Annotated in this window: 23 protein-coding genes; 13 read left to right on the top strand and 10 right to left on the bottom strand. The window is 60.7% G+C overall.

From position 1 onward, the window contains the following. Positions 1 to 44: 44 nt before the first annotated feature. The 4 genes from PSCI_RS29745 to PSCI_RS07560 all read right to left on the bottom strand — a co-directional run bounded on the left by PSCI_RS29745 (position 45) and on the right by PSCI_RS07560 (position 3,849). On the bottom strand, positions 45 to 824 hold the full coding sequence (locus tag PSCI_RS29745; protein WP_045484852.1) for a uroporphyrinogen-III synthase: 780 nt from the start codon (positions 822 to 824) through the stop codon (positions 45 to 47). Then, a complete protein-coding gene (gene hemC / locus PSCI_RS07550) occupies positions 824 to 1,762 on the bottom strand; it encodes a hydroxymethylbilane synthase (protein WP_045484855.1) in 939 nt (312 codons plus the stop codon). Before hemC ends, PSCI_RS29745 begins: the two co-directional genes overlap by 1 nt. A 258-nt stretch (positions 1,763 to 2,020) precedes the next feature. Beyond that, positions 2,021 to 2,767, bottom strand: a complete 747-nt coding sequence (locus PSCI_RS07555; RefSeq protein ID WP_045484858.1) for a LytR/AlgR family response regulator transcription factor — start codon at positions 2,765 to 2,767, stop codon at positions 2,021 to 2,023. After that, the gene (locus PSCI_RS07560; RefSeq protein WP_045493990.1) at positions 2,764 to 3,849 is read right to left on the bottom strand and encodes a sensor histidine kinase; all 1,086 of its coding nucleotides are present in this window, start codon (positions 3,847 to 3,849) and stop codon (positions 2,764 to 2,766) included. The genes PSCI_RS07555 and PSCI_RS07560 overlap by 4 nt, the downstream gene beginning before the upstream one ends. Before the next feature lie 114 nt (positions 3,850 to 3,963). On the opposite strand from PSCI_RS07560, the gene argH reads away from it, so the two are divergent. The 4 genes from argH to PSCI_RS07580 all read left to right on the top strand — a co-directional run bounded on the left by argH (position 3,964) and on the right by PSCI_RS07580 (position 9,103). Continuing rightward, positions 3,964 to 5,358 (top strand): argininosuccinate lyase, encoded by a 1,395-nt coding sequence (gene argH, locus PSCI_RS07565; RefSeq protein ID WP_045484861.1) that lies wholly within the window; start codon positions 3,964 to 3,966, stop codon positions 5,356 to 5,358. A gap of 80 nt (positions 5,359 to 5,438) precedes the next feature. Continuing rightward, positions 5,439 to 5,729, top strand: a complete 291-nt coding sequence (locus PSCI_RS07570; protein WP_045484864.1) for a hypothetical protein — start codon at positions 5,439 to 5,441, stop codon at positions 5,727 to 5,729. Positions 5,730 to 5,833: 104 nt separating this feature from the next. Continuing rightward, positions 5,834 to 6,082: a TIGR02647 family protein gene (locus PSCI_RS07575; RefSeq protein WP_045484866.1), complete on the top strand. Its 249-nt coding sequence runs from the start codon at positions 5,834 to 5,836 to the stop codon at positions 6,080 to 6,082. A gap of 180 nt (positions 6,083 to 6,262) precedes the next feature. Continuing rightward, positions 6,263 to 9,103, top strand: a complete 2,841-nt coding sequence (locus PSCI_RS07580; RefSeq protein ID WP_045484868.1) for a class I adenylate cyclase — start codon at positions 6,263 to 6,265, stop codon at positions 9,101 to 9,103. Here the strand turns inward: PSCI_RS07580 and PSCI_RS07585 are convergent. Together PSCI_RS07585 and cyaY are read right to left on the bottom strand one after the other, a co-directional pair. Then, entirely contained in the window at positions 9,094 to 9,318 is a 225-nt protein-coding gene (locus PSCI_RS07585; RefSeq protein WP_045493993.1) for a DUF1289 domain-containing protein, read from the bottom strand. The genes PSCI_RS07580 and PSCI_RS07585 overlap by 10 nt on opposite strands. Before the next feature lie 2 nt (positions 9,319 to 9,320). Then, positions 9,321 to 9,653 (bottom strand): iron donor protein CyaY, encoded by a 333-nt coding sequence (gene cyaY, locus PSCI_RS07590; RefSeq protein ID WP_045484869.1) that lies wholly within the window; start codon positions 9,651 to 9,653, stop codon positions 9,321 to 9,323. 236 nt (positions 9,654 to 9,889) lie between these two features. On the opposite strand from cyaY, the gene lptM reads away from it, so the two are divergent. From lptM to PSCI_RS07620, 6 genes are read left to right on the top strand one after another with little or no spacing between them, the layout of a single operon-like run. Beyond that, entirely contained in the window at positions 9,890 to 10,036 is a 147-nt protein-coding gene (gene lptM, locus PSCI_RS28480) for an LPS translocon maturation chaperone LptM (RefSeq protein WP_045484871.1), read from the top strand. A gap of 9 nt (positions 10,037 to 10,045) precedes the next feature. Next, a complete protein-coding gene (gene lysA / locus PSCI_RS07600; RefSeq protein ID WP_045484873.1) occupies positions 10,046 to 11,293 on the top strand; it encodes a diaminopimelate decarboxylase in 1,248 nt (415 codons plus the stop codon). Between the two features lie 3 nt (positions 11,294 to 11,296). Next, on the top strand, positions 11,297 to 12,127 hold the full coding sequence (gene dapF, locus PSCI_RS07605; protein WP_045484874.1) for a diaminopimelate epimerase: 831 nt from the start codon (positions 11,297 to 11,299) through the stop codon (positions 12,125 to 12,127). A 13-nt stretch (positions 12,128 to 12,140) separates the two neighbouring features. Next, entirely contained in the window at positions 12,141 to 12,872 is a 732-nt protein-coding gene (locus PSCI_RS07610) for a DUF484 family protein (RefSeq protein ID WP_045484875.1), read from the top strand. 2 nt (positions 12,873 to 12,874) lie between these two features. Further along, on the top strand, positions 12,875 to 13,774 hold the full coding sequence (xerC, locus tag PSCI_RS07615; RefSeq protein ID WP_045484876.1) for a tyrosine recombinase XerC: 900 nt from the start codon (positions 12,875 to 12,877) through the stop codon (positions 13,772 to 13,774). After that, positions 13,767 to 14,459 carry an HAD family hydrolase gene (locus PSCI_RS07620; RefSeq protein WP_045484877.1) on the top strand — a complete coding sequence of 231 codons (693 nt, stop codon included), beginning with the start codon at positions 13,767 to 13,769 and terminating at the stop codon, positions 14,457 to 14,459. Before xerC ends, PSCI_RS07620 begins: the two co-directional genes overlap by 8 nt. A 170-nt stretch (positions 14,460 to 14,629) precedes the next feature. On the opposite strand, the gene sutA is transcribed toward PSCI_RS07620, so the two are convergent. The 4 genes from sutA to glnK form a co-directional block, all read right to left on the bottom strand. Then, positions 14,630 to 14,962: a transcriptional regulator SutA gene (gene sutA / locus PSCI_RS07625; RefSeq protein ID WP_045484878.1), complete on the bottom strand. Its 333-nt coding sequence runs from the start codon at positions 14,960 to 14,962 to the stop codon at positions 14,630 to 14,632. 95 nt (positions 14,963 to 15,057) lie between these two features. After that, positions 15,058 to 15,483: a secondary thiamine-phosphate synthase enzyme YjbQ gene (locus tag PSCI_RS07630; protein ID WP_045493996.1), complete on the bottom strand. Its 426-nt coding sequence runs from the start codon at positions 15,481 to 15,483 to the stop codon at positions 15,058 to 15,060. Positions 15,484 to 15,716: 233 nt separating this feature from the next. Continuing rightward, positions 15,717 to 17,054: an ammonium transporter gene (locus PSCI_RS07635; protein ID WP_045484880.1), complete on the bottom strand. Its 1,338-nt coding sequence runs from the start codon at positions 17,052 to 17,054 to the stop codon at positions 15,717 to 15,719. Between the two features lie 35 nt (positions 17,055 to 17,089). Then, a complete protein-coding gene (gene glnK, locus PSCI_RS07640; protein WP_002555808.1) occupies positions 17,090 to 17,428 on the bottom strand; it encodes a P-II family nitrogen regulator in 339 nt (112 codons plus the stop codon). 421 nt (positions 17,429 to 17,849) lie between these two features. On the opposite strand from glnK, the gene PSCI_RS07645 reads away from it, so the two are divergent. From PSCI_RS07645 to PSCI_RS07655, 3 genes are all read left to right on the top strand, one after another. Continuing rightward, positions 17,850 to 18,113, top strand: a complete 264-nt coding sequence (locus PSCI_RS07645; protein WP_045493999.1) for an accessory factor UbiK family protein — start codon at positions 17,850 to 17,852, stop codon at positions 18,111 to 18,113. A gap of 494 nt (positions 18,114 to 18,607) precedes the next feature. Further along, the gene (gene mqo / locus PSCI_RS07650) at positions 18,608 to 20,251 is read left to right on the top strand and encodes a malate dehydrogenase (quinone) (RefSeq protein ID WP_045484883.1); all 1,644 of its coding nucleotides are present in this window, start codon (positions 18,608 to 18,610) and stop codon (positions 20,249 to 20,251) included. A gap of 594 nt (positions 20,252 to 20,845) precedes the next feature. Beyond that, positions 20,846 to 21,985 carry a pectate lyase family protein gene (locus PSCI_RS07655; RefSeq protein ID WP_045484886.1) on the top strand — a complete coding sequence of 380 codons (1,140 nt, stop codon included), beginning with the start codon at positions 20,846 to 20,848 and terminating at the stop codon, positions 21,983 to 21,985. The last annotated feature ends 38 nt before the right edge of the window (positions 21,986 to 22,023 follow it).

Consider the following 22,023-nt stretch of genomic DNA (forward strand, 5'->3'; position numbering starts at 1 on the left):
CCATCCTTTGCAGTTAGGCGTCGTTTTCCACAACGCTTGATCGATCAGGGCGCCGCCACCGCGGGTTCAGGGGTTGCCTGTACGGCTTGTAACAAGGCCGCAGTACTGGCACCACGGCAATCGACGACAATACGGGCACCGGCATCACGTGCCAGCTCCGCGACCCGGGGGCTCGGTACGAATAACGGCAGACCCGCCAATTCAGGCCAGCAGTCTCCCGCCATCTGCAGCAAATGCTCAAGACCCTGCCCACTGCTGACCACCAGCCCGTTCAAGCGTTCCCCCGCCACGCGCTGTGGCAACGCAGCGACGGGGTAATCGGGCCTGAAGCGGCGGTACAACGGCAGGTAGTCGACCCGCACACCCGACTCGCGCAACCGCTCGGCCATCCACTCGCGTCCGTCTTCACCGCGCATGATTAACACACGACTTCCCGGTATGGCGATGGCCTGATGCAATTGCGGCAAATCGAGCAAGGCTTCGCTGTCGTCACCCTGCACTGGCCAGGTCACATCCAGCAGACCGTAATCAAGCAAGATCTGCCCGGTGCCGCGGCCTACGCAAAACCACGGCTGGATGGGCGGCTGCGGCCAGATTTCATCCAGCAGTTCGACGACCAGACGCGCTGCCGGCTTGCTGACCACGATCACCGCCTGGTAGTGCATCAATTCGAAGATCTTTGCGCGCTGCGCGTCATCGAGCACAAGCGGCTCGGTCTCCAGCAGCGGCAGGCTGCTGGAAAAGATCCCTGCTGCGGCCAGCTCATGCGCCACCTGCGCCGATTCTTCGGCAGGCCGGGTCAGCAACAGGCGCCAGGCGCTCATCACTCTGCGGCCTGACCATAAATGGCGTGCAGAATGCGCTCTGCGCCCTGCGCCAGCAGATCCTCGGCCACCTGCACACCCAACGCCTGGGCCGCGTCCCGGGAGGCACGTGCCTCAGCGCGCAGCAGCACACCGCCAGCCGGCTCGCCGACCAGGCCGCGCAACCACAACTGTTCGCCTTCAAGCACCGCATAACAGGCGATCGGCACCTGGCAGCCGCCGTTGAGGTGACGATTGAGCGCACGCTCAGCACTCACCCGCGCCGCCGTGTCGGCGTGGTGCAGCGGCGCCAGCAACGCATGGATTTGCGCATCGGCGCTGCGGCATTCAATGCCCACCGCGCCCTGGCCGCCGGCAGGCAGGCTGTTTTCGATACTCAGGTTGGCGGTGATACGCGCCTCGAAGCCCAGCCGTATCAAACCGGCAGCGGCGAGGATAATCGCGTCGTACTCACCCGCATCAAGCTTGGCCAGGCGCGTATTGACGTTGCCGCGCAAGAACTGAATTTTCAGGTCAGGACGCAAGGCCAGCAACTGGGCCTGACGGCGCAGGCTTGAAGTGCCCACCACACTGCCCGGCGGCAGCGCATCAAGACTGACAAAATGGTTGGAAACGAACGCATCACGCGGGTCTTCACGCTCACAGATGCAAAACAGGCCCAACCCCTCGGGGAAGTCCATGGGCACGTCTTTCATTGAGTGCACAGCGATATCGGCCTGATTTTCCAGCAGCGCCGTTTCCAGCTCTTTGACGAACAGGCCTTTGCCACCGATTTTCGACAGCGGTGAGTCGAGCAGTTTGTCGCCACGGCTGACCATCGGCACCAAGGTCACGATCAGCCCCGGATGGGCCTGTTCCAGGCGGGCTTTGACATACTCGGCCTGCCACAGGGCCAGTGCGCTTTTGCGGGTAGCGATGCGGATCTCGCGAATGGACATGGATCAATCCGTACAGGGTAAAGACCGCCGATGATAACAGTTCGGCCGCGTGCGCTTGGAGTGCTGCCGGTGAACTCCCGGCAGGTCACTGACACGAATCAACGAAAACACCGCCCATACCCGTCCGGGGCCGCGTTTTGGCGAGGCCAGTGACGATAGTCGTCCTGCGCACAGTCTGCTTTGTCGAAAACAGCGTCGAAATGTCCATTTACGCCAGACAGGTACGGACGAGCCGCGAATCGTCCGTCCTGAAGAACGTCAAAGCTGCTGCATCATCTTGCGCACGCCGGCCACATGCCGACGACTGACCACCAGGGCATCGCCGTTGAGACCCTTGAGGTACAACTGAAAATGCCCAAGGGGCGTTCGCTGCAGGCGCTCGATTCGCTCACGGGCCACCAGAGCATTGCGGTGGATGCGCACGAATCGGTCGCCGAACTCGTCCTCAAGCGCCTTGAGCGGCTCATCGAGCAAGACCTCTCCCCCCTCATGGCGCAGGGTGACGTACTTGTGGTCGGCGATGAAATAGATCACCTGCTCCAGGGGAATCAGCTCGATTCCCTTGCGGGTCCGGGCACTGATATGCGTGCGCGGACCGTTGCCACTCTCGGCGGCAGGGCGGGTCATCGCGGCCAGTTGCACGCGATTGGGTCGTTCGGCTTTTTTCAGCGCTTCGGCCAGGTGCTCGGGGCGCACCGGCTTGACCAGGTAGCCGACCGCGCTGACCTGAAACGCATCCAGGGCAAATTCACCGTGTGCGGTGCAGAATACAACGGCGGGCGGGGTTTCCCGCTCGCACAGTCTGGCAGCGACCTGCAGGCCATCTAGGCCTGGCATAAGGATGTCGAGCAGCACGATATCGGGCTTGTGGCTTTCAATCAGCGCCAGGGCTTCTTCGCCATTGGCAGCGCTGGGTTCAAGAACCCGGTAGCCTTCGATTTCACCGACCAGGCGGCTCAATCGTTCGCGGGCCAGGGGTTCGTCATCAACGATCAGGACATTCATATTGCTTTGGCTTCCTGCGTGAGTCTCGCACAAGGATAGCGTAGACAGGTGTAGTGACGACCGTCACGGCGCTCCACGCTCAGACTGGCATGAGGACCAAAAAGTGCCGTAATTCGCGCACCTATGTTCAACAAAGCCTGCTGGGTGCCGTTGGACGTCTGCCGCGGGGCAACTTCGTCATAAGGATTGCTGACACACAATATGAACTCTCCCCCTTCGTAATCTGCCTCGACCCTGACCACCCCTCCATCAACACGAGGAGCAATGCCATAGGTCAAAGCGTTTTCCAGCAACGGTTGCAAGGTTAGCTGGGGAATCGGCAAGTCATCCGCGATTGCACTTACCGCCCAATCCAACTGTAGACGCTCGCCAAGACGATATTGTTCGATCGACAAATATCTTCTCGCCAGTTCCAGTTCCTCACCCCAGGTCACCAGCGTGCCCGGCCGGGCCAGGCTGGCACGAAACAGGTCAGACAGATCCAGCACCGCCTGCTCAGCCTTGACCGGGTTGCTCACCACCAGGCTGGCGATACTGTTGAGCGTATTGAACAGAAAGTGCGGCCGGATACGCGCCTGGAGCGCCTCGATCCTGGCCAGAGACTCGGCCTGTTGCTGCTTGCGCCACTGACTCTGTAGATAAAAATAGCGCAACATCAGCGCCGACATGATCAAGGCAATCACCGAATAACGAATATAGCGCTCGACCATGCCCTCCAGGCTGATCCGCCCCGACAACTGACAGACATCGGTGATCACGGTACACAGCAGCGTCAACCCCACCACCATCAGGCACCCCGACAGCCCGGCCAGACCGCTTGGCAAGCGTGCCAGCCAGGGACGCAGGCCGCACAGCAGCGCCGCCGAGAGCAGCACGATCCACTGCACGAACAACGACATCAGGGCCAGCCGCACCCATGGAAAGCCGTCAGGGATCGGCTCGACCAGTATCAGTGCCAGCACCAGCAGCTCGGCCAGCAGTATCAGTACCAGCAGCGTCTGGGGCAGGCACAGTTCGGGTAAAAAGAAGTCCTGTTGCGCAGCGGATTGATCGTTTTCGGTTTTCATAGGGCCCTCACGCATGGCGTCCAGTCTCTGCCCGGCACATGACGGCAGCAAGCGCTGCAAGGATAAAAACACACCATCCTGCTATGATCGACGCACTTCGTAACCAAAAGCAGAGCAACGAGCGAAATCATGAGCACCGACAAGACCAACCAGTCCTGGGGCGGCCGTTTCAGTGAGCCCGTCGACGCGTTCGTCGCGCGATTCACCGCCTCCGTCAACTTTGACCAGCGCCTGTATCGTCATGACATCATGGGTTCTGTCGCCCATGCCACCATGCTGGCCAAGGTCGGCGTGTTGAGCGATGCCGAACGCGACACCATCATCGACGGCCTGACGACCATCCAGGGTGAAATCGAGGCTGGCCAGTTCGAATGGCGCGTCGACCTGGAAGACGTGCACATGAACATCGAAGCCCGCCTGACCGACCGCATCGGCATCACCGGCAAAAAGCTGCACACCGGGCGTAGCCGTAACGACCAGGTGGCCACTGACATCCGCCTGTGGCTGCGCGATGAAATCGACCTGATCCTCGGCGAAATCACCCGCCTGCAACAAGGCTTGCTGGAGCAGGCCGAGCGCGAAGCCGACACCATCATGCCCGGCTTCACGCACCTGCAGACCGCTCAGCCAGTGACCTTTGGCCACCATCTGCTGGCCTGGTTCGAGATGCTCAGCCGCGACCATGAGCGCCTGGTCGACTGCCGCAAGCGCACCAATCGCATGCCGCTGGGCAGCGCTGCGCTGGCGGGCACCACCTACCCGATCGACCGTGAGCTGACCTGCCAGTTGCTGGGTTTCGAAGCGGTCAGCGGCAACTCGCTGGACGGCGTGTCGGACCGCGATTTCGCTATCGAATTCTGCGCCGCCGCATCGCTGGCGATGATGCACCTGTCGCGCTTCTCGGAAGAGTTGGTGCTGTGGACCAGCGCCCAGTTCCAGTTCATTGACCTGCCGGATCGTTTCTGCACCGGCAGCTCGATCATGCCGCAGAAGAAAAACCCTGACGTACCTGAGCTGGTGCGCGGCAAGAGCGGCCGCGTGTTCGGCGCCCTGACCGGGCTGCTGACGTTGATGAAAGGCCAGCCACTGGCCTACAACAAGGACAACCAGGAAGACAAGGAACCGCTGTTCGACGCCGCCGACACCCTGCGCGACTCGCTGCGGGCGTTTGCCGACATGATCCCGGCGATCAAGCCGCGTCACGCCATCATGCGCGAAGCCGCGCTGCGCGGGTTCTCTACCGCCACCGACCTTGCCGACTATCTGGTGCGCCGCGGCCTGCCGTTTCGCGACTGCCACGAAATCGTCGGGCATGCCGTGAAGTACGGCGTCGAAACCGGCAAGGATCTGGCTGAAATGAGCCTGGACGAACTGCGCCAGTTCAGCGACCAGATCGAGCAGGACGTGTTCGCGGTACTGACCCTGGAAGGTTCGGTCAACGCCCGTAACCATATCGGCGGCACCGCACCGGCCCAGGTTCGCGCCGCCGTAGCCCGCGGCCAGGCGCTGCTGGCTGCACGCTGAGCTATCGCCACCCGGTCGCCGTGGGAGCGAGCTTGCTCCCACGAGCGCCTTCAGCCGCGATGCTTCACAGGAGAACCTCCATGAGCAACATCCCCGAACACGACATCGATGCCGATGACGAAGAGCAGTTCGCCGCTTCGACCCTGATCCAGGCCATCGAAAACCAGCTTGAGTCCGACAATCCGCCGGCCGCCAAGGCGGTGTACAACAAGCTGACCCTGGTGGGTTATGAACGTGACGACATTCTCGAAATGATGGCCCATGTACTGGCCGTCGAGATCGACGCCATGCTTGAAGCCGACCGACCCTTCGACAGCCAGTGGTACGAGACCGCCTTGCGCGCCTTGCCGGAGCTTCCTCCACAAGACTGATAGGCAAAGCTCCAGAACCGGGACTACACTGCCAAGGCCCCCTGCCACGGTCTGTTCGAGGGGCTACGCTTGAAGATACCCACTATAAAAAGTCTGGAGCGCCTATGTCTTATACCCCTGAGCTGGTTGCTGAACTGGAAATCCTTGCCCTGTTCAACCTGGACAACACCCTTGAAGGCCTCAAGATCCATCACGTTGCAGCCCCCAGCGCTATTGCCGCTGCACAGCGACTCAATGAAAAAGGCCTGACCACCCAGGTCGACGGTGGCTATCTGACCAGCCTGGGACTGGAAGCTGCACGCCACGCCCAGGCCCTGCTGACCATTCTCAACGTTTCCCGCAAGGCAGCCTGATTCGCGGCAGCCATCAGAGCCTGGCGATAAAAAAGCTTGCCGGGCTCTTCACCTGAACCACCCGAAGCGCTATAAAATTGGCGTCATTTTTCAATTACGCCGTTCAAGCCCAGCGCATCAGTCCGTTCGGGGTAACGGCATCAATACTTATAACAAAACCTGAACCGGGTTTGAGTGGCGATGACGCACCCATTTGAAATTCGCCCCGACCTTGATCAGGGCATTGACCGCAAAGTCCTCAGCCAACTCAAAGACCGCTTTCTGAGCCTCAACGAGCGCCGTCTGGCACGCGCCATGGAAGGGCTCTCCCCGCGCCAGCAAAGCGTCCTGACCCTGCTGCCGCTGCTGTTTCACGTCAATCACCCGCTGTTGCCCGGTTATGTATCCAGCAATACGCCTGCCGGTGTGTCGCATTACGAGCCGGCGGCCCCGGTCCTGGCCGAAGCACAACGGCTGACCCGGTCTTTCTCGCCCAAGCCACGCCATGGTCATGTGGTGCAGCCAATCCACGGCCTGTTCCTGATGGGCAGCCTGGGGACGCTGGCACAGGCCGAGCAAAGCGATATGGACGTCTGGGTCTGCCACGACAGCGAACTGACACCCGAAGCCATTGCCGAGCTGCGCAAGAAATGCCAGGCACTGGAAGCCTGGGCCGCCACCCAAGGCGCCGAAGCGCATTTCTTTCTGGTCGACCCGCAACGCTTCCGCGAGGGTGAGCGCGAGACGCAACTGAGTTCAGACGATTGCGGCACCACCCAGCACTACCTGTTGCTCGACGAGTTCTACCGCACCGCCATCTGGCTTGCCGGGCGCATTCCACTGTGGTGGCTGGTGCCAACCTACGAAGAAGCCCGTTACGAGCAGTATTCGCACACCCTGCTGTCCAAGCGCTTCATCCGCGCCGATGAAGTGCTCGACCTGGGCAACATGGCTCACATTCCGGCGGGTGAGTTCGTCGGTGCCGGGCTCTGGCAGTTGTACAAGGGCATCGAGTCACCTTACAAATCGGTGCTCAAGCTCTTGCTGATCGAGGTCTATGCCAGCGAGTACCCGCATGTTCAGTGCCTGAGCCTGCGCTACAAGCAAGAGGTGTTCGCCCACCGCCTCGACCCGGACGAACTCGACCCCTACATCGTGGCGTACCGACGCATCGAAGAGCACCTGCTGGCCCGCAACGAGCCCGAGCGCCTGGAACTGGTGCGGCATAGCCTGTATTTGAAGGTCAACAAAAAGCTGACCGGCCGGCAGCGCAGCAGCGGCTGGCAACGCCAGTTGCTGGAACAACTGACCCGGCAATGGGGTTGGAGTGAACAGCAACTGACCCTGCTCGACAACCGTAACCACTGGAAAGTCCGGCAAGTCAGTCACGAACGTCGCGCGCTGGTCAACGAACTCAATTACAGCTACCGCTTCCTGACCCAGTTTGCCCGCACCCGGCAGGTCGCCAACTCGATCAATACCAGGGACATGAGCGTGCTGGGCCGTCGCCTGTATGCCGCTTTCGAGCGTAAAGCGGGCAAGATCGAGTTCATCAACCCCGGTATCGCTCCGGATCTGGCCGAGGACACCCTGACCCTGATCCACCTGCCCAACCCGCGTGAGCCGGGCAAACACCAGTGGAGCCTGTACAACGGCAACCTCGGCGTGCAGGAGTATGAAAACCATGCGCCGATCAAACGCAGCCGCGAGCTGATCGAGCTGCTGACCTGGTGTCATCGTAACGGCGTCATCGACAGCACCACGCGCCTGGCACTGCATCCCGGCAGCAGCGATCTGAGCGAGATTGAGCTTTTCAACCTGATCGGCGCCTTGCAGCAGAGCATCCCGCTACCGTTGCCGAGCGTCAGCGACGAGCAACTGTTGCAACCCAGCGAGCCTGCGCAAATTCTCTTGCTGGTCAATGTCGGGGTCGACCCACTGCGCCATCACCGCGACCTGAACATCCTGATGACCACTGAGCGTACCGACTCGCTGAGCTATGCCGGGACGCGCGAAAACCTGGTGCTGACCCTCGACCAGGTGACCCTCAATAGCTGGAACGAGACGCTGGTCAGCCGCTATGAGGGGCCGCACGCGCTGCTCGACTGCCTGACCGAATTGCTCGGCAGCCTGCCCGACGGCGCCACGCAGCCGCGCATCCAGGTGCGCTGCTTCTGCCATAACCGCGCACCGGCCATTGCCCAACGAGTCGAGGAAATCATCGATACCGCCCGCTTGTTGCAGGCCCGTCGCCTGAACCACCGCTACCTGTTCCAGGTCCAGCAGCAGTACCACGTTCTGGCCTTGCTGCCCGACCAGACAACCCAGGTGGTGGTCAACAGTGTGGCGGGGCTGTTCACCTATCTGGGCGAAGAACTGCCTTGCTACAGCCCGCTGTATCTGGACCCGCATGCCCTGGACGATCAAGACCTGCCGTTGATCATGCCCTACGGTCAGCCAGAATGCCTGCAGGTGTTCTATCGGGTTATCGACCGTTACGCCGACCTTTATGTGCTCGACGAGCACAACGCACTCTGGCATCAGCGCCTGCCATGGCACGACGAGCAAAGCCTGTTAATGCCCTTGCAGCGTTTCTTCCACTCACTCATTTACCGGCGCGGCGCCTCGCTGCCCCTGGATAATCCGCACGAGCCGGTGTCGCTTGAGGTGCTGTATTACCAGATCCTGCCTTCAGGCAGCGGCCATGCCCGCAGCATCGAACCGCGTCAGGCGCCGACCACAGCGGACAAGCCGTTCTATGACGTGCAGGCGATTATCGAAGAGGCTTCACCGGGGCAGATGAACGTCTCGCTGTACTGCAATAACCGGGAGTTCACCGAACTGGAGCATGGCGACCAGCTGTACGCCGTGGTCGCCCGGCAGATCCTTGCCCAGCGTCAGGAACCGGAGCGCTACCGCTGCTACATCACCGACCTGGACTTGTCAGGGCTGCTCGATGACGGCCACGGCCAGAGCATCCTTTACCTGCGCCACAAGGCGCGGCTGGAAAAGCTGCTGAATGAGGCGATGGATCAGGCCTGAGCCTGCAGCCTGCGCTGCTCGGCGGCATGACGGATCTGCCTGCGCCGCTCGTCATCGGCCGAGCGCCACTCGCGAATGTCTTCCACATGCCGGAAACAGCCCAGGCAGACCTTGTCTTCATCCAGCCGGCAGAGGCTGACGCACGGCGAAGCAACAGCCGGGCTGACGTTGCTGTACAGCGGTTTGGGAGGTCGTGGAGCGGCGCCGGTGGTCATCATCAGATCTCGTCGAATTCCAGTTCGACGCCCGCCTGCTCAAGAGTGATGCGCGGCAGCATTTCGCTCAGCAGTTCATCACTGGTATCACAGACCCAGCGATTTTCTTCCTGGTCGTAGTCGAAGTGATAACCGCCTGAGCGCGCCGCCAGCCACAGCTGACGCAGGGGTTCCTGACGGCTGAAGATGAGTTGCGAGCCATTTTCGAACTTGACGGTCAGCACGCCGGCCGAATTTTCCAGATCAAGGTCCAGATCGCTCTCGTCGAAGATGTCCTCCAGGGCCTGCTGGGTGGCATCGACCAGATCGTGAAAACGCGCTTCGGTCAAACTCATGGGGGAACCTCGCAAAAGTGGTCAGGCATCACATGCCGCGCACGATACGGGCGCAGCCGGGCAAATGCAAAGCCTGGCCGCCTGCTTGTTCGTCAGGCGTCGATAATCCGCCATTTTTCTGGCCCGGCCAGTCATTGCCGCGCTAACCCCGCCAGACGGAAAGCCCGCTGCATAGGCAAGCCGTCAGGTGGCCGGTATACTCGGGCCCAATCAAAGCTTATACAAAGGATTTCGCCATGAAGCGCCTGATCTCTTCGCTTGCTGCGCTCGTCGCGGTTGCCTGTCTTGTCACCGCCTGCGGCCAGAAAGGCCCGCTGTACCTGCCTGACGACACCAAGTCTGCCGACGAACAAGCCAAGTCGCACTCGCACAAGCACAACTAAGGGACCTCAATGGACGCTTTCAACTACCGCGACGGCGAGCTGTTCGCGGAAGGCGTGGCGCTGTCTGCCATCGCCGAACGTTTCGGCACACCGACCTACGTTTATTCGCGCGCGCACATCGAGGCGCAGTACAACGCCTATGCCGACGCCCTGAACGGCATGCCGCACCTGGTCTGCTTTGCAGTCAAAGCCAACTCCAACCTGGGCGTGCTCAACGTGCTGGCCCGCCTGGGCGCCGGCTTCGACATCGTTTCGCGCGGTGAACTCGAACGCGTTCTGGCGGCTGGCGGGCGGGCTGACAAGATCGTCTTCTCCGGCGTGGGCAAGAGCCGCGACGACATGCGCCGGGCGCTGGAAGTCGGCGTGCACTGCTTCAACGTCGAGTCCACTGAAGAGCTGGAGCGCCTCCAACTGGTGGCCGCCGAGCTGGGCGTACGCGCGCCGGTATCGCTGCGGGTCAACCCGGACGTCGACGCGGGCACCCACCCTTACATTTCCACGGGCCTGAAAGAGAACAAGTTCGGCATTGATATTGTTCAGGCCGAAGACGTCTACGTCCGCGCCTCGCAGTTGCCGAACCTGGAAGTGGTCGGCGTCGACTGCCATATCGGCTCGCAGCTGACCACCCTGGAACCGTTCATCGACGCACTGGACCGCCTGCTGGATCTGGTCGACCGGCTGGGTGATTGCGGTATCCACTTGCGCCATATCGACCTGGGCGGTGGCCTGGGCGTGCGTTATCGCGATGAAGAACCGCCGCTGGCCCAGGATTATATCCAGGCGGTGCGCAAGCGCCTTGAAGGCCGTGACCTGGGCCTGGTATTCGAGCCAGGCCGTTTCATTGTCGCCAACGCCGGCGCCTTGCTGACCCGTGTCGAGTACCTCAAGCACACCGAGCACAAGGACTTTGCCATTGTCGATGCGGCAATGAACGACTTGATCCGCCCGGCCCTGTATCAGGCCTGGATGGACGTTTCGGCGGTGCAGCCGCGTGACAGCGCGACCCGTCCTTACGACATCGTCGGCCCGATCTGCGAAACCGGCGATTTCCTCGCCAAAGACCGCGAGCTGGCCCTGGCTGAAGGCGACCTGCTGGCCGTACGCTCGGCAGGCGCCTATGGTTTTGTCATGAGTTCGAACTACAACACCCGTGGCCGCGCCGCCGAGGTGCTGGTCGATGGCAATCAGGCGCATGAAGTGCGCCGCCGCGAAACCCTGACCGAGTTGTTCGCCGGCGAAAGCCTGCTGCCGGAGTAACCCATGCTGCTGCGTTTTACCAAAATGCACGGGCTGGGCAATGACTTCATGGTTCTGGACCTGGTCAGTCAGCACGCGCACATCCAGCCCAAGCACGCCAAGCAATGGGGTGACCGGCATACCGGCATCGGCTTCGATCAACTGCTGATCGTCGAGGCACCGAGCAACCCGGACGTGGACTTTCGTTACCGGATCTTCAACTCCGATGGTTCCGAGGTCGAGCAGTGCGGCAACGGTGCGCGCTGCTTCGCGCGCTTCGTGCTGGACAAGCGCCTGACCGCCAAACGCAGGATCCGCGTCGAGACCAAGAGCGGGGTCATCGAGCTGGACGTCCGCAATGACGGCCAGATCAGCGTCGACATGGGCCCGCCACGGCTGGTTCCCGAGCAGATCCCGTTCCAGGCGCCGCAACAGGCCAGCAGTTATGATCTGCAGGTCGACGGCCAGACCGTGCAACTGGCGGCCATATCAATGGGCAACCCGCACGCGGTACTTCGCGTTGAAGACATCAACAAGGCCCCGGTGCATGAGCTGGGACCGAAGATCGAACACCACCCGCGCTTCCCGGCCAGGGTCAATGTTGGTTTCCTGCATGTCGTAGACCGCCAGCGCGCGCAGTTGCGCGTCTGGGAGCGTGGCGCCGGGGAAACCCAGGCCTGCGGTACCGGTGCCTGTGCAGCCGCCGTCGCAGCCATCAGTCAGGGCTGGATGGATTCGCCGGTCATGATTGATCTGCCCGGTGGCCGCCTGAGTATCGAATGGGCCGGGCCGGGCCAACCGGTGTTGATGACCGGGCCGGCGGTACGGGTCTACGAGGGTCAGGTTCGTCTATGAGTGAGCAAATGCGATGACCGATCAGCCTCCAGCTTCAACCCTAGTCGAGCAGCCATCCACTGCGGATGCGCGGCTCAATCCTGAAGCGGAGGCGGTCATCGCCTACCTGCTTCAGCACCCGGAGTTTTTCTCCGAGCACGACGAACTGCTGGTAAGCATGCGCATCCCGCACCAGCGCGGCGACAGCGTGTCGCTGGTCGAACGCCAGCTCAAGCTGCTGCGCGAACGCAACATCGAGATGCGTCACCGGCTGTCACAGTTGATGGATGTCGCCCGCGACAACGACCGGCTATTTGAAAAGACCCGACGCCTGAACCTGACGCTGATGGACGCCGGCAGCCTCGAAGAGCTGATCATGGCCGTCGAAGACAGCCTGCGCCACGACTTTCAGGTGCCCTTTGTCAGCCTGATCCTGTTTGGCGACAACGGCATGCCAGTCGGCCGCTGGATCAGCAGCAGCGAAGCGCAGAAGGCCATCGGCGGGCTGATGGGCGACAAGGCTGTGTGCGGCGCACTGCGCGATCACGAGCTGGCATTTCTGTTCGGTGCCGAACCCGCCAAAGAAGTCGGCTCTACCGCGCTGGTGACCCTCAATCATCAGGGCCTGCATGGCGTGCTGGCCATCGGCAGCCGTGACCCGCAGCATTACAAGAGTTCCGTGGGCACGCTGTTTCTAGGCTATATCGGCGAAGTGCTGAGCCGTCTGTTGCCGCGCTTCACTCATGCCTTGCGCTCGGTGCGCTGAGATTGGAACAGCAACTGCAAGCCTACTGCGAGCATCTGCGCAGTGAGCGTCAGGTGTCACCGCTCACCCTGCTGGCTTATCGCCGCGACCTGGACAAGGTCCTGGCCTTCTGCCAGAAACAGGCGCTCGGCGACTGGAGCGCTCTGGACATTGCGTTGCTGCGCAGCTTTATCGCCCGCCAGCATCAGCAAGGCCAGTCTTCACGCAGCCTGGCGCGCCTGTTGTCGGCCGTGCGCGGGCTGTATCAGTATCTGAACCGTGAAGGCCTGTGCCAGCACGACCCGGCGGGCGGCCTGGCGCCCCCCAAAGGCGAACGGCGACTGCCCAAGGCCCTTGACACCGACCGTACAGCGCAACTGCTCGATGGCGCGGTGGAAGACGATTTTCTGGCCCGTCGCGATCAGGCCATCATGGAGTTGTTCTACTCCTCAGGCCTACGCCTCTCGGAGTTGACCGGCCTGGACACCGACCAGTTGGACCTTGCCGATGGCCTGGTACAAGTGCTGGGCAAAGGCAGCAAGACCCGGGTTCTGCCAATCGGCAGCAAGGCGCGTCAGGCGCTGGACGAGTGGCTCAAGCTGCGCGCCCTGGCCAACCCGCGCGACAACGCGGTGTTCATCAGCCAACAGGGCAAACGCCTGGGCCAGCGCGCGGTGCAGGTGCGCCTCAAGGCCGCCGGCGAGCGCGAACTGGGCCAGAATTTGCACCCGCACATGCTGCGCCACTCCTTCGCCAGCCACGTGCTGGAGTCCTCCCAGGACCTGCGTGCGGTGCAGGAGCTGCTCGGCCATGCCGACATCAGCACCACGCAAATCTACACTCATCTGGACTTCCAGCACCTGGCCACCGTGTACGACAGCGCCCATCCACGGGCCAAACGCAAAGGCAATGCCCATGATTAAGCTGATCACCTTCGACCTGGACGACACGCTCTGGGATAACGCCCCGGCCATTGCCGGCGCCGAAACCCTGCTGCGCGACTGGCTGATTGAACACGCACCGCGCCTTGGGCCAGTACCGGTCGAGCACCTGTGGGAAATCCGCACCCGGCTGATCAACGCCGAGCCCGGCCTCAAGCACCGGATCAGCGCCCTGCGCCGCAAAGTGCTGTTTCATGCCCTGCGCGACGTGGGTTACGACGAAGACCAGGCACTGGACCTGGCCGAGCGCAGCTTCGAAGCGTTTCTCCATGGCCGCCATCAGGTGCAGGTGTTCCCGGAGGTCCAGCCGACCCTGGAAATCCTTGCCAAGACCTATGCACTGGGCGTGATCACCAACGGCAACGCCGATGTGCGGCGCCTGGGCCTGGCCGACTACTTCAGGTTTGTGCTGTGCGCCGAGGACCTGGGCATCGGCAAACCCGACCCCGCACCGTTTCGCGAGGCGCTGCGCCGCGCCAACTGCGAGGCAGACCACGCGGTGCATATCGGTGACCACCCGGACGATGACATTGGCGGCGCCCAGCGCGCCGGGCTCAAAACCATCTGGTTCAACCCGCAGGGCAAGGTCTGGGAAGCCACCCATCGTCCGGATGCAGAGATCCATAACCTGTCGCAATTGCCCGAGGTGCTGGCTCGCTGGGGCTGACGAATTAGCGCCGCCGCGTCACAACTGCGATTGCACGAGGGGCCGGCGACGCTGCGCTTTAGCGGCGAAAAGCTTCGCAGCTAAAGCTGCTCCTGCGAGGGCCATGCGCGGATCACAGGCAAGAAAAAGCCCGCAGCGACAGCGGGCTTTTTCTTTACGCTCAAGACGCCTCAGATAGGGCGGCTGCCGTACTTGTTGTCCGGCTTCTTGGGCGGGTCGGCCACCACATTGGCCTCGACTTCCTGCACTTTGCCGCCACGAGAGAGAAACTCTTCCATGGCGCGTGCCAGAGCGTCGCGATCCTTTTGTTTGGCCTCGATGCTGGGCAGTTCATCGACCGATACTGCAGCCTTGGACTTGCCTTTGGCAGGCGCGGCCGTAACTTCGCCGCCATCATCAGCATCAGGAGCGTCGTCTTCAGGCGCTGCGCTGAGCTCCTCGCCTTCGTCCTCGCCTTCCAGGTCGTCTACCAGATCATCGTTATCGTTGTCGTCGTCGCTCATGTTCTACCTCATGACTTGCGAAAGCAGATTAGTTATAGCTCAGCAACCCGGAAAATCGAGCCGCCGTGAGAACCAGCAGCCGCTCAAACCAGCGGCTATTCCCGCTCACCCTGAAGGGTGGCCAGGACCCGGCGAGCACCACCGCGATCACGATGCTCACCGAGATAAACACCTTGCCATGTACCCAGCGCCAAACGTCCGGCCGTCACCGGCAAAATCAACTGGCAGCCTAGCAAACTGGCCTTGAAGTGCGCCGGCAGGTCATCAGGACCTTCATCGTTGTGTTCGAAGCCCGCCACACCCTGAGGCACCAGGCGGTTGAAAAATCGCTCGAAGTCACGACGCACAGCCGGGTCGGCGTTTTCGTTGACGGTCAACGACGCCGAGGTATGTTGCAACCACAGATGCAGCAATCCGACCCGACACTCCCGTAGCCCGGACACGCCGGCAACGATCTCATCGGTGACCAGGTGAAACCCGCGCGACCGCTCTCGCAGGGTGACCACTGATTGCTGCCACATACCGTTCTCCACACGTTCGGCGCGCATTCTAACTCGCCTGAGAAAAAAGCAAAGCGCCATAAACCTACATTACTGTCAGCAATAGCCGTTGCTGGCAAAAGTGCCGTCGAGACCGGCGCAAACGATCTATAACACTGCGTGATGCACAATCAATGACAGCATCGCAGCGCGGGTGATCCATAAATTTCAGACAAAAAAAATGCCCGGCTAGCCGGGCATTTTTCGCAGAAGGCTTACAGGTTGTAGCCGCGCTCGTTGTGTTGCGCAAGGTCCAGACCAACGACTTCTTCTTCTTCGTTGACCCGCAGCCCCATGACCACGTCCAGCACCTTGAGGATCACGTAGGTCACGATTGCGGTGTACACCACGGTGAAGGCGACACCCTTGAACTGCACCCAGACCTGGGTGCCGATGTCAGTCACGGTGCCGAAGCCGCCCAGAGCAGGGGCTGCAAACACGCCAGTGAGGATCGCACCGACGATACCGCCGACACCGTGCACGCCGAAGGCATCCAGCGAGTCGTCATAACCCAGTTTGCGCTTGAGGCTGGTGGCGCAGAAGAAACACACCACACCCGAGACCAGGCCGATCACCAGAGCGCCCATCGGGCCTGCGGTACCGGCGGCCGGGGTGATTGCCACCAGGCCTGCCACCACACCCGAGGCGATGCCCAGAGCACTTGGCTTGCCGTGGGTCAGCCACTCGGCGAACATCCAGCCCAACGCTGCAGCCGCGGTTGCGATCTGGGTGACCAGCATCGCCATGCCAGCGGTGCCGTTGGCGGCGGCAGCGGAGCCGGCGTTGAAGCCGAACCAGCCGATCCACAGCATGGCCGCGCCGATCAGGGTGTAACCCAGGTTGTGCGGAGCCATTGGCGTGGTCGGGTAGCCTTTACGTTTGCCCAGTACCAGGCAAGCCACCAGGCCCGCGATACCGGCATTGATGTGGACCACGGTGCCACCGGCAAAGTCCAGTACGCCCCAGTCCCACATCAGGCCACCAACACCGCCCCAGACCATGTGAGCGATCGGTGCGTAGACCAGGGTGAACCAGATGGCCATGAACACCAGCATCGCGGAGAACTTCATGCGCTCGGCGAAGGCACCGACGATCAACGCCGGCGTGATGATCGCGAAGGTCATCTGGAAGGTAATGAATACCGCCTCAGGGAACAGCGCAGCAGCGCCAGTCAGGCTCGAAGGGGTCAGGCCCGCCAGGAAGGCTTTCTCGAAGCCGCCGACAAACGAACTGAAGTTGACCACGCCTTCTTCCATGCCGGTCGTGTCGAACGCCAGGCTATAGCCGTAGACCACCCACAGGATGCTGATAAGACCGGTAATGGCAAAACACTGCATCATCACCGAGAGAACGTTTTTCGAGCGAACCATGCCGCTGTAGAACAGTGCCAGGCCCGGAATGGTCATGAACAGGACCAGCGCGGTGGCGGTCAGCATCCATGCGGTGTCACCGGAATTGAGTACAGGTTCTGCAGCAGGCTCAGCCGCCAGGGCCAGACCAGGTAAAGCGAGGGACAACAGGGCTCCAAGCCCTGCGAATTGACGCAGAGTCATAGTGTTTCTCCTGGGGCTTTAGGGGGGTTGGCGGCTTAGATCGCGTCGGTATCGGTTTCGCCGGTACGGATGCGGATCGCCTGTTCCAGATTCACGACGAAAATCTTGCCGTCGCCAATCTTGCCGGTGTTGGCAGCCTTGGTAATGGCTTCGATAACCCGGTCCAGATCCTTGTCGTCAATGGCGACATCGATCTTCACCTTGGGAAGGAAGTCGACAACGTATTCAGCACCGCGATACAGCTCAGTGTGACCTTTCTGACGTCCGAAGCCTTTGACCTCAGTGACAGTGATGCCCTGCACGCCGATCTCGGACAACGATTCGCGTACGTCATCGAGTTTGAACGGCTTGATGATTGCAGTGACTAGTTTCATGAAACTCTCTCCCGAATTGGTGGACTTGCCCCAGGAAAACAAACCCGTCTCAAGTCTAAGCTCAGTGCCTGGCTTTGTAACGTGTCGGTCGCCTGTTCAGGTCGACACCGACGCCAGATAAACGCATCTGACGATCTACTTCTCCGTTGTGCCTGCCGCACTGCATTTGTCACGTCGACTGCATCAGTGCAGGAGTCACGAAGGTCTATTGCAGAAAGCTTGCCATGTCGGAAAAAGTCACTGGATTCAGGTGGTTGTTGCCTTACAGGCCTGCAACACCTGGCATAGGCGGCCGCCGCCCGCACAATAACGGTGCATCCGTGCACACCCTTGTGCGCAATAAACGTGCATCTGACCGAGGGAAAATGCCCCACAGCAGCTCGTGCTACACTGCCAGCCCTCTTGAGTCCGGGAATTGATCATGCTCGCCCCCAAAGCCCTCCTCGATGCCCTGAGCGACCACGCTTCGCGCCTGTTCAATGGCGAGACGCCGCTGCCGCGCAGCGAGTTCGAAAGCCAGTTCAAGATTGTGCTGCAAAGTGCTTTCAGCAAACTCGATCTGGTCAGCCGGGAAGAGTTCGACAGCCAGATGGCCGTCCTCGCCCGCACACGTGCGCGCCTTGAAGCACTGGAAGCCAAAGTTGCGCAACTGGAAAGCAAAATCAGCCCGACCACGCCGGACTGATCGGGGTCATGGTGCCCTTTGGCGCATGCCGGATAACGGCATGTTCGCCATCATCAACATGCCATCAACACACTAATTGCCAAGACCCTATCTATTAGAGGTCTTTATTACGGGCGTTTTCGTCTAAAATGCCCGGCTGAATCGTTCAGGCCTTGTTTCTGACGCCTCTAAAGCGCGCAGCACAGACTGCGACAGCCTGACGAAAGGGACTCGTGATCCACTGATGGGTGTGAGTTAAACAGGCTTGCCCTGGCGCCACGACGCCAGCCAGACCTGAGCAGACAAGTGTCATCGAAGTCGCTGAAGCCAACAACTTATAAGAAGTCAGCACGGGAGGGACATAACAATGAGGTCGATCGTTATCGATCTGGTGAGTCGCCCTTCCAGTCTTGTTGAGAACGGGTCCGGCCCCAATGGCATCTGATATGCCTGCGGCCAGGCCAGTCTCAGCCCAAGAATGGTGGGAGGACGGCATTAATCCTAGGAACTACAACATGTTTAAGAAAGTGAACACGGCCTTGCTGGGCTTGGCACTCTCGGCGGGTTTCATGTCTGCCCATGCTGCCGAAGCCAAAAAAGTGGATGTACTGCTGGTCGGCGGCGGCATCATGAGTTCGACCCTGGGTATCTGGCTTAACGAGCTGGAGCCAGGCTGGTCGATCGAAATGGTCGAGCGCCTCGACGCGGTAGCCGAAGAAAGCTCCAACGGCTGGAACAACGCCGGTACCGGCCACTCCGCCCTGGCCGAGCTGAACTACACGCCAGAAGGCAAAGACGGCAAGATCGACATCTCCAAGGCGATCGAGATCAACGAGTCGTTCCAGATCTCCCGTCAGTTCTGGGCCTGGCAGGTCAAGAGCGGCGTGCTCAAGGACCCTCGCTCGTTCATCAACTACACACCGCACATGAGCTTCGTGTGGGGCGACGAGAACATCGCGTTCCTGAAAAAGCGCTATGAAGCGCTCAAAGCCAGCCCGCTGTTCAGCGGCATGGAATACTCCGAAGATCCGGCGCAAATCAAACAGTGGGTTCCACTGATGATGGAAGGCCGCGACCCGAGCCAGAAGATCGCTGCCACCTGGAGCCCGATCGGTACGGACATGAACTTCGGCGAGATCACTCGCCAGTTCGTCGGCCACCTGAAAACCAAGCCTAACTTCGACCTCAAGCTGTCCAGCGAAGTCGAAGAGATCAAGCGCAATGCCGACGGCACCTGGCGCGTGACCTACAAGAACCTCAAAGACGGCACCGAGAACTCGACCGACGCCAAGTTCCTGTTCATCGGCGCCGGCGGTGGTGCCCTGCACCTGCTGCAGGCATCCGGTATTCCTGAAGCCCAGGAATACGCCGGCTTCCCGGTGGGTGGCTCGTTCCTGGTGACCGAAAATACCGAAATCGCCGCAGCCCACCTGGCCAAGGCCTACGGCAAGGCTTCGGTCGGTGCACCACCGATGTCGGTTCCGCACCTGGACACCCGCGTGCTCGATGGCAAGCGCGTCATCCTGTTTGGCCCATTCGCGACCTTCTCGACCAAGTTCCTGAAGAACGGCTCGTACCTGGACCTGCTGACCAGCACCAACACCCACAACATCTGGCCAATGACCAAGGTCGGCATCAAAGAGTACCCGCTGATCGAGTACCTCGCCGGCCAGGTCATGCTGTCTGACGAAGATCGCCTGGAAGCCCTGCGCGAATACTTCCCGAACGCCAAGCAAGAAGACTGGCGTCTGTGGCAAGCCGGCCAGCGCGTACAGATCATCAAGCGTGATGAAGAAAAAGGCGGCGTGCTGAAACTCGGCACCGAGATCGTTGCATCCAAAGACGGCAGCATCGCCGGCCTGCTGGGCGCATCGCCAGGTGCTTCGACTGCAGCGCCAATCATGCTGAGCGTGCTGGAGAAGGTCTTCAAAGACAAAGTCGCCACCCCGGCCTGGCAGGAAAAGCTGCACCAGATCGTGCCTAGCTATGGCACCAAGCTCAACAGCAGCCCTGAAGCAGTTGCCAAAGAGTGGGCCTACACCGCTGAAGTGCTGCAACTGCCGACCCCGCCGGCAGTGAACGGCAACACTGCAGTTGCCCCGGCAGCAACACCGGCCAAGCCACGTGAGAGCAACGCAGCGACCGATATGGCGCTGTAAGGCGGCACATTGTTGCGACTGCTACATCCCGAGCCCCGTCAGGCCTTGCCTGGCGGGGCTTGTTTTTTTGCCGTAAACGCTGCCAGGGCCGGGCGACGGAAAAATGTTACAGCCGTCGTTACCCGGTAACAGTCGCGCAATGTCCAGCCAACGCCAATCACGATGACACGCTCGAACTAGAGCGACCAAAGCCCAACTAAGAAAACCTCATCACACAACAAAAGAAAAGTTACCATTCTACTCACGCACTAACCCGCCACGATTCAGTCCCTCGCCAATAAAACCTTTAAAGCCAACCAACAGACTCATTAACCCACTGAGTTAACTGGATTTATTATAAAACCTGACTATCTATTGGCGCTCTTTCAAGCTCTTTTGTGCGCGCACTTAGGCACTATCAACCATGAACGGGATAGCGTGAAAGAGTGCTCACTTTTGCCAAAAAAGTCATACGACAACACACCAATAAACTGCTAGGCTGCTTCTCGCAGCGGACGTTATTCGCTGCTAGAAGGCGATAAGGACGTCCGCTCGAGCAACGTGCCGGTTACCCGGTGCGTTAAATACTCAAGTTAATCAAGGATCCGATTACTTATGACCAAGCCTGCAACTTTCACTGCCAGCAAATTGGCGAGCGCTGTTGTCGCCTCGCTGTTGTTCACCAGCCTGGCTGCCCAGGCCGATATCGCAACCGACGTCGCCACCACCGGCTGGGCCACCCAGAACGGCGGCACCAAAGGCGGCTCGCGTGCTGCGGCCAACAACATCTACACCGTCAAGAACGCCGCCGAGCTAAAAAGTGCGCTGAGCGCGTCAGTTGGCAGCAATGGCCGGATCATCAAGATCAGCGGCATCATTGATATCAGCGAAGGCAAGGCCTACACCACCACCGCAGACATGAAAAAACGCGGCCGCCTGGACATTCCGGGCAAGACCACCATCGTCGGCATCACCAACAATGCCGAAATCCGCGAAGGCTTCTTCTACGCCAAAGAAAACGACGTGATCATCCGCAACATCACCATTGAGAACCCATGGGATCCCGAGCCGGTCTGGGATGCCGATGACGGCAGCGCAGGCAACTGGAACTCCGAATACGACGGCCTGACCATCGAAGGTGCCAACAACGTGTGGGTGGACCACGTGACCTTCACCGATGGTCGCCGCACCGATGACCAGAACGGCACCGCCAATGGTCGTCCCAAGCAGCATCACGACGGTGCGCTGGACGTCAAGAATGGCGCCAACTACGTCACCATCTCCTACACGGCGTTCAAGTCCCACGAAAAGAACAACCTCATCGGCTCCAGCGACAGCCGCACCACCGATGACGGCAAACTCAAGGTCACCATTCATAACAGCCTGTTCGAGAACATCTCGGCCCGCGCACCACGGGTGCGGTTCGGCCAGGTGCATCTGTACAACAACTACCATGTGGGCAGCACCAGCCATAAGGTCTACCCGTTCAGCTATGCCCATGGCGTTGGCAAGAACTCGAAGATCTATTCCGAGAAGAACGCCTTTGAAATCTCCGGTATCAGCGGCTGCAGCAAGATCGCCGGCGACTACGGTGGCAGCGTCTACCGCGACCAGGGTTCGACCCTCAATGGCAGCACGCTGAGCTGCTCGTGGAGTTCGAACATCGGCTGGACCCCGCCCTACAGCTACAACCCGTTGAACGCCGACAAAGTGGCCGCCGACGTCAAAGCCAAGGCCGGTGCCGGCAAGCTCTGACCCAGCCCGGTGAGCCGCGCATGAAGAACCCTCGGCAA

This window comes from Pseudomonas sp. StFLB209 (assembly GCF_000829415.1).
Lineage (GTDB): Bacteria > Pseudomonadota > Gammaproteobacteria > Pseudomonadales > Pseudomonadaceae > Aquipseudomonas.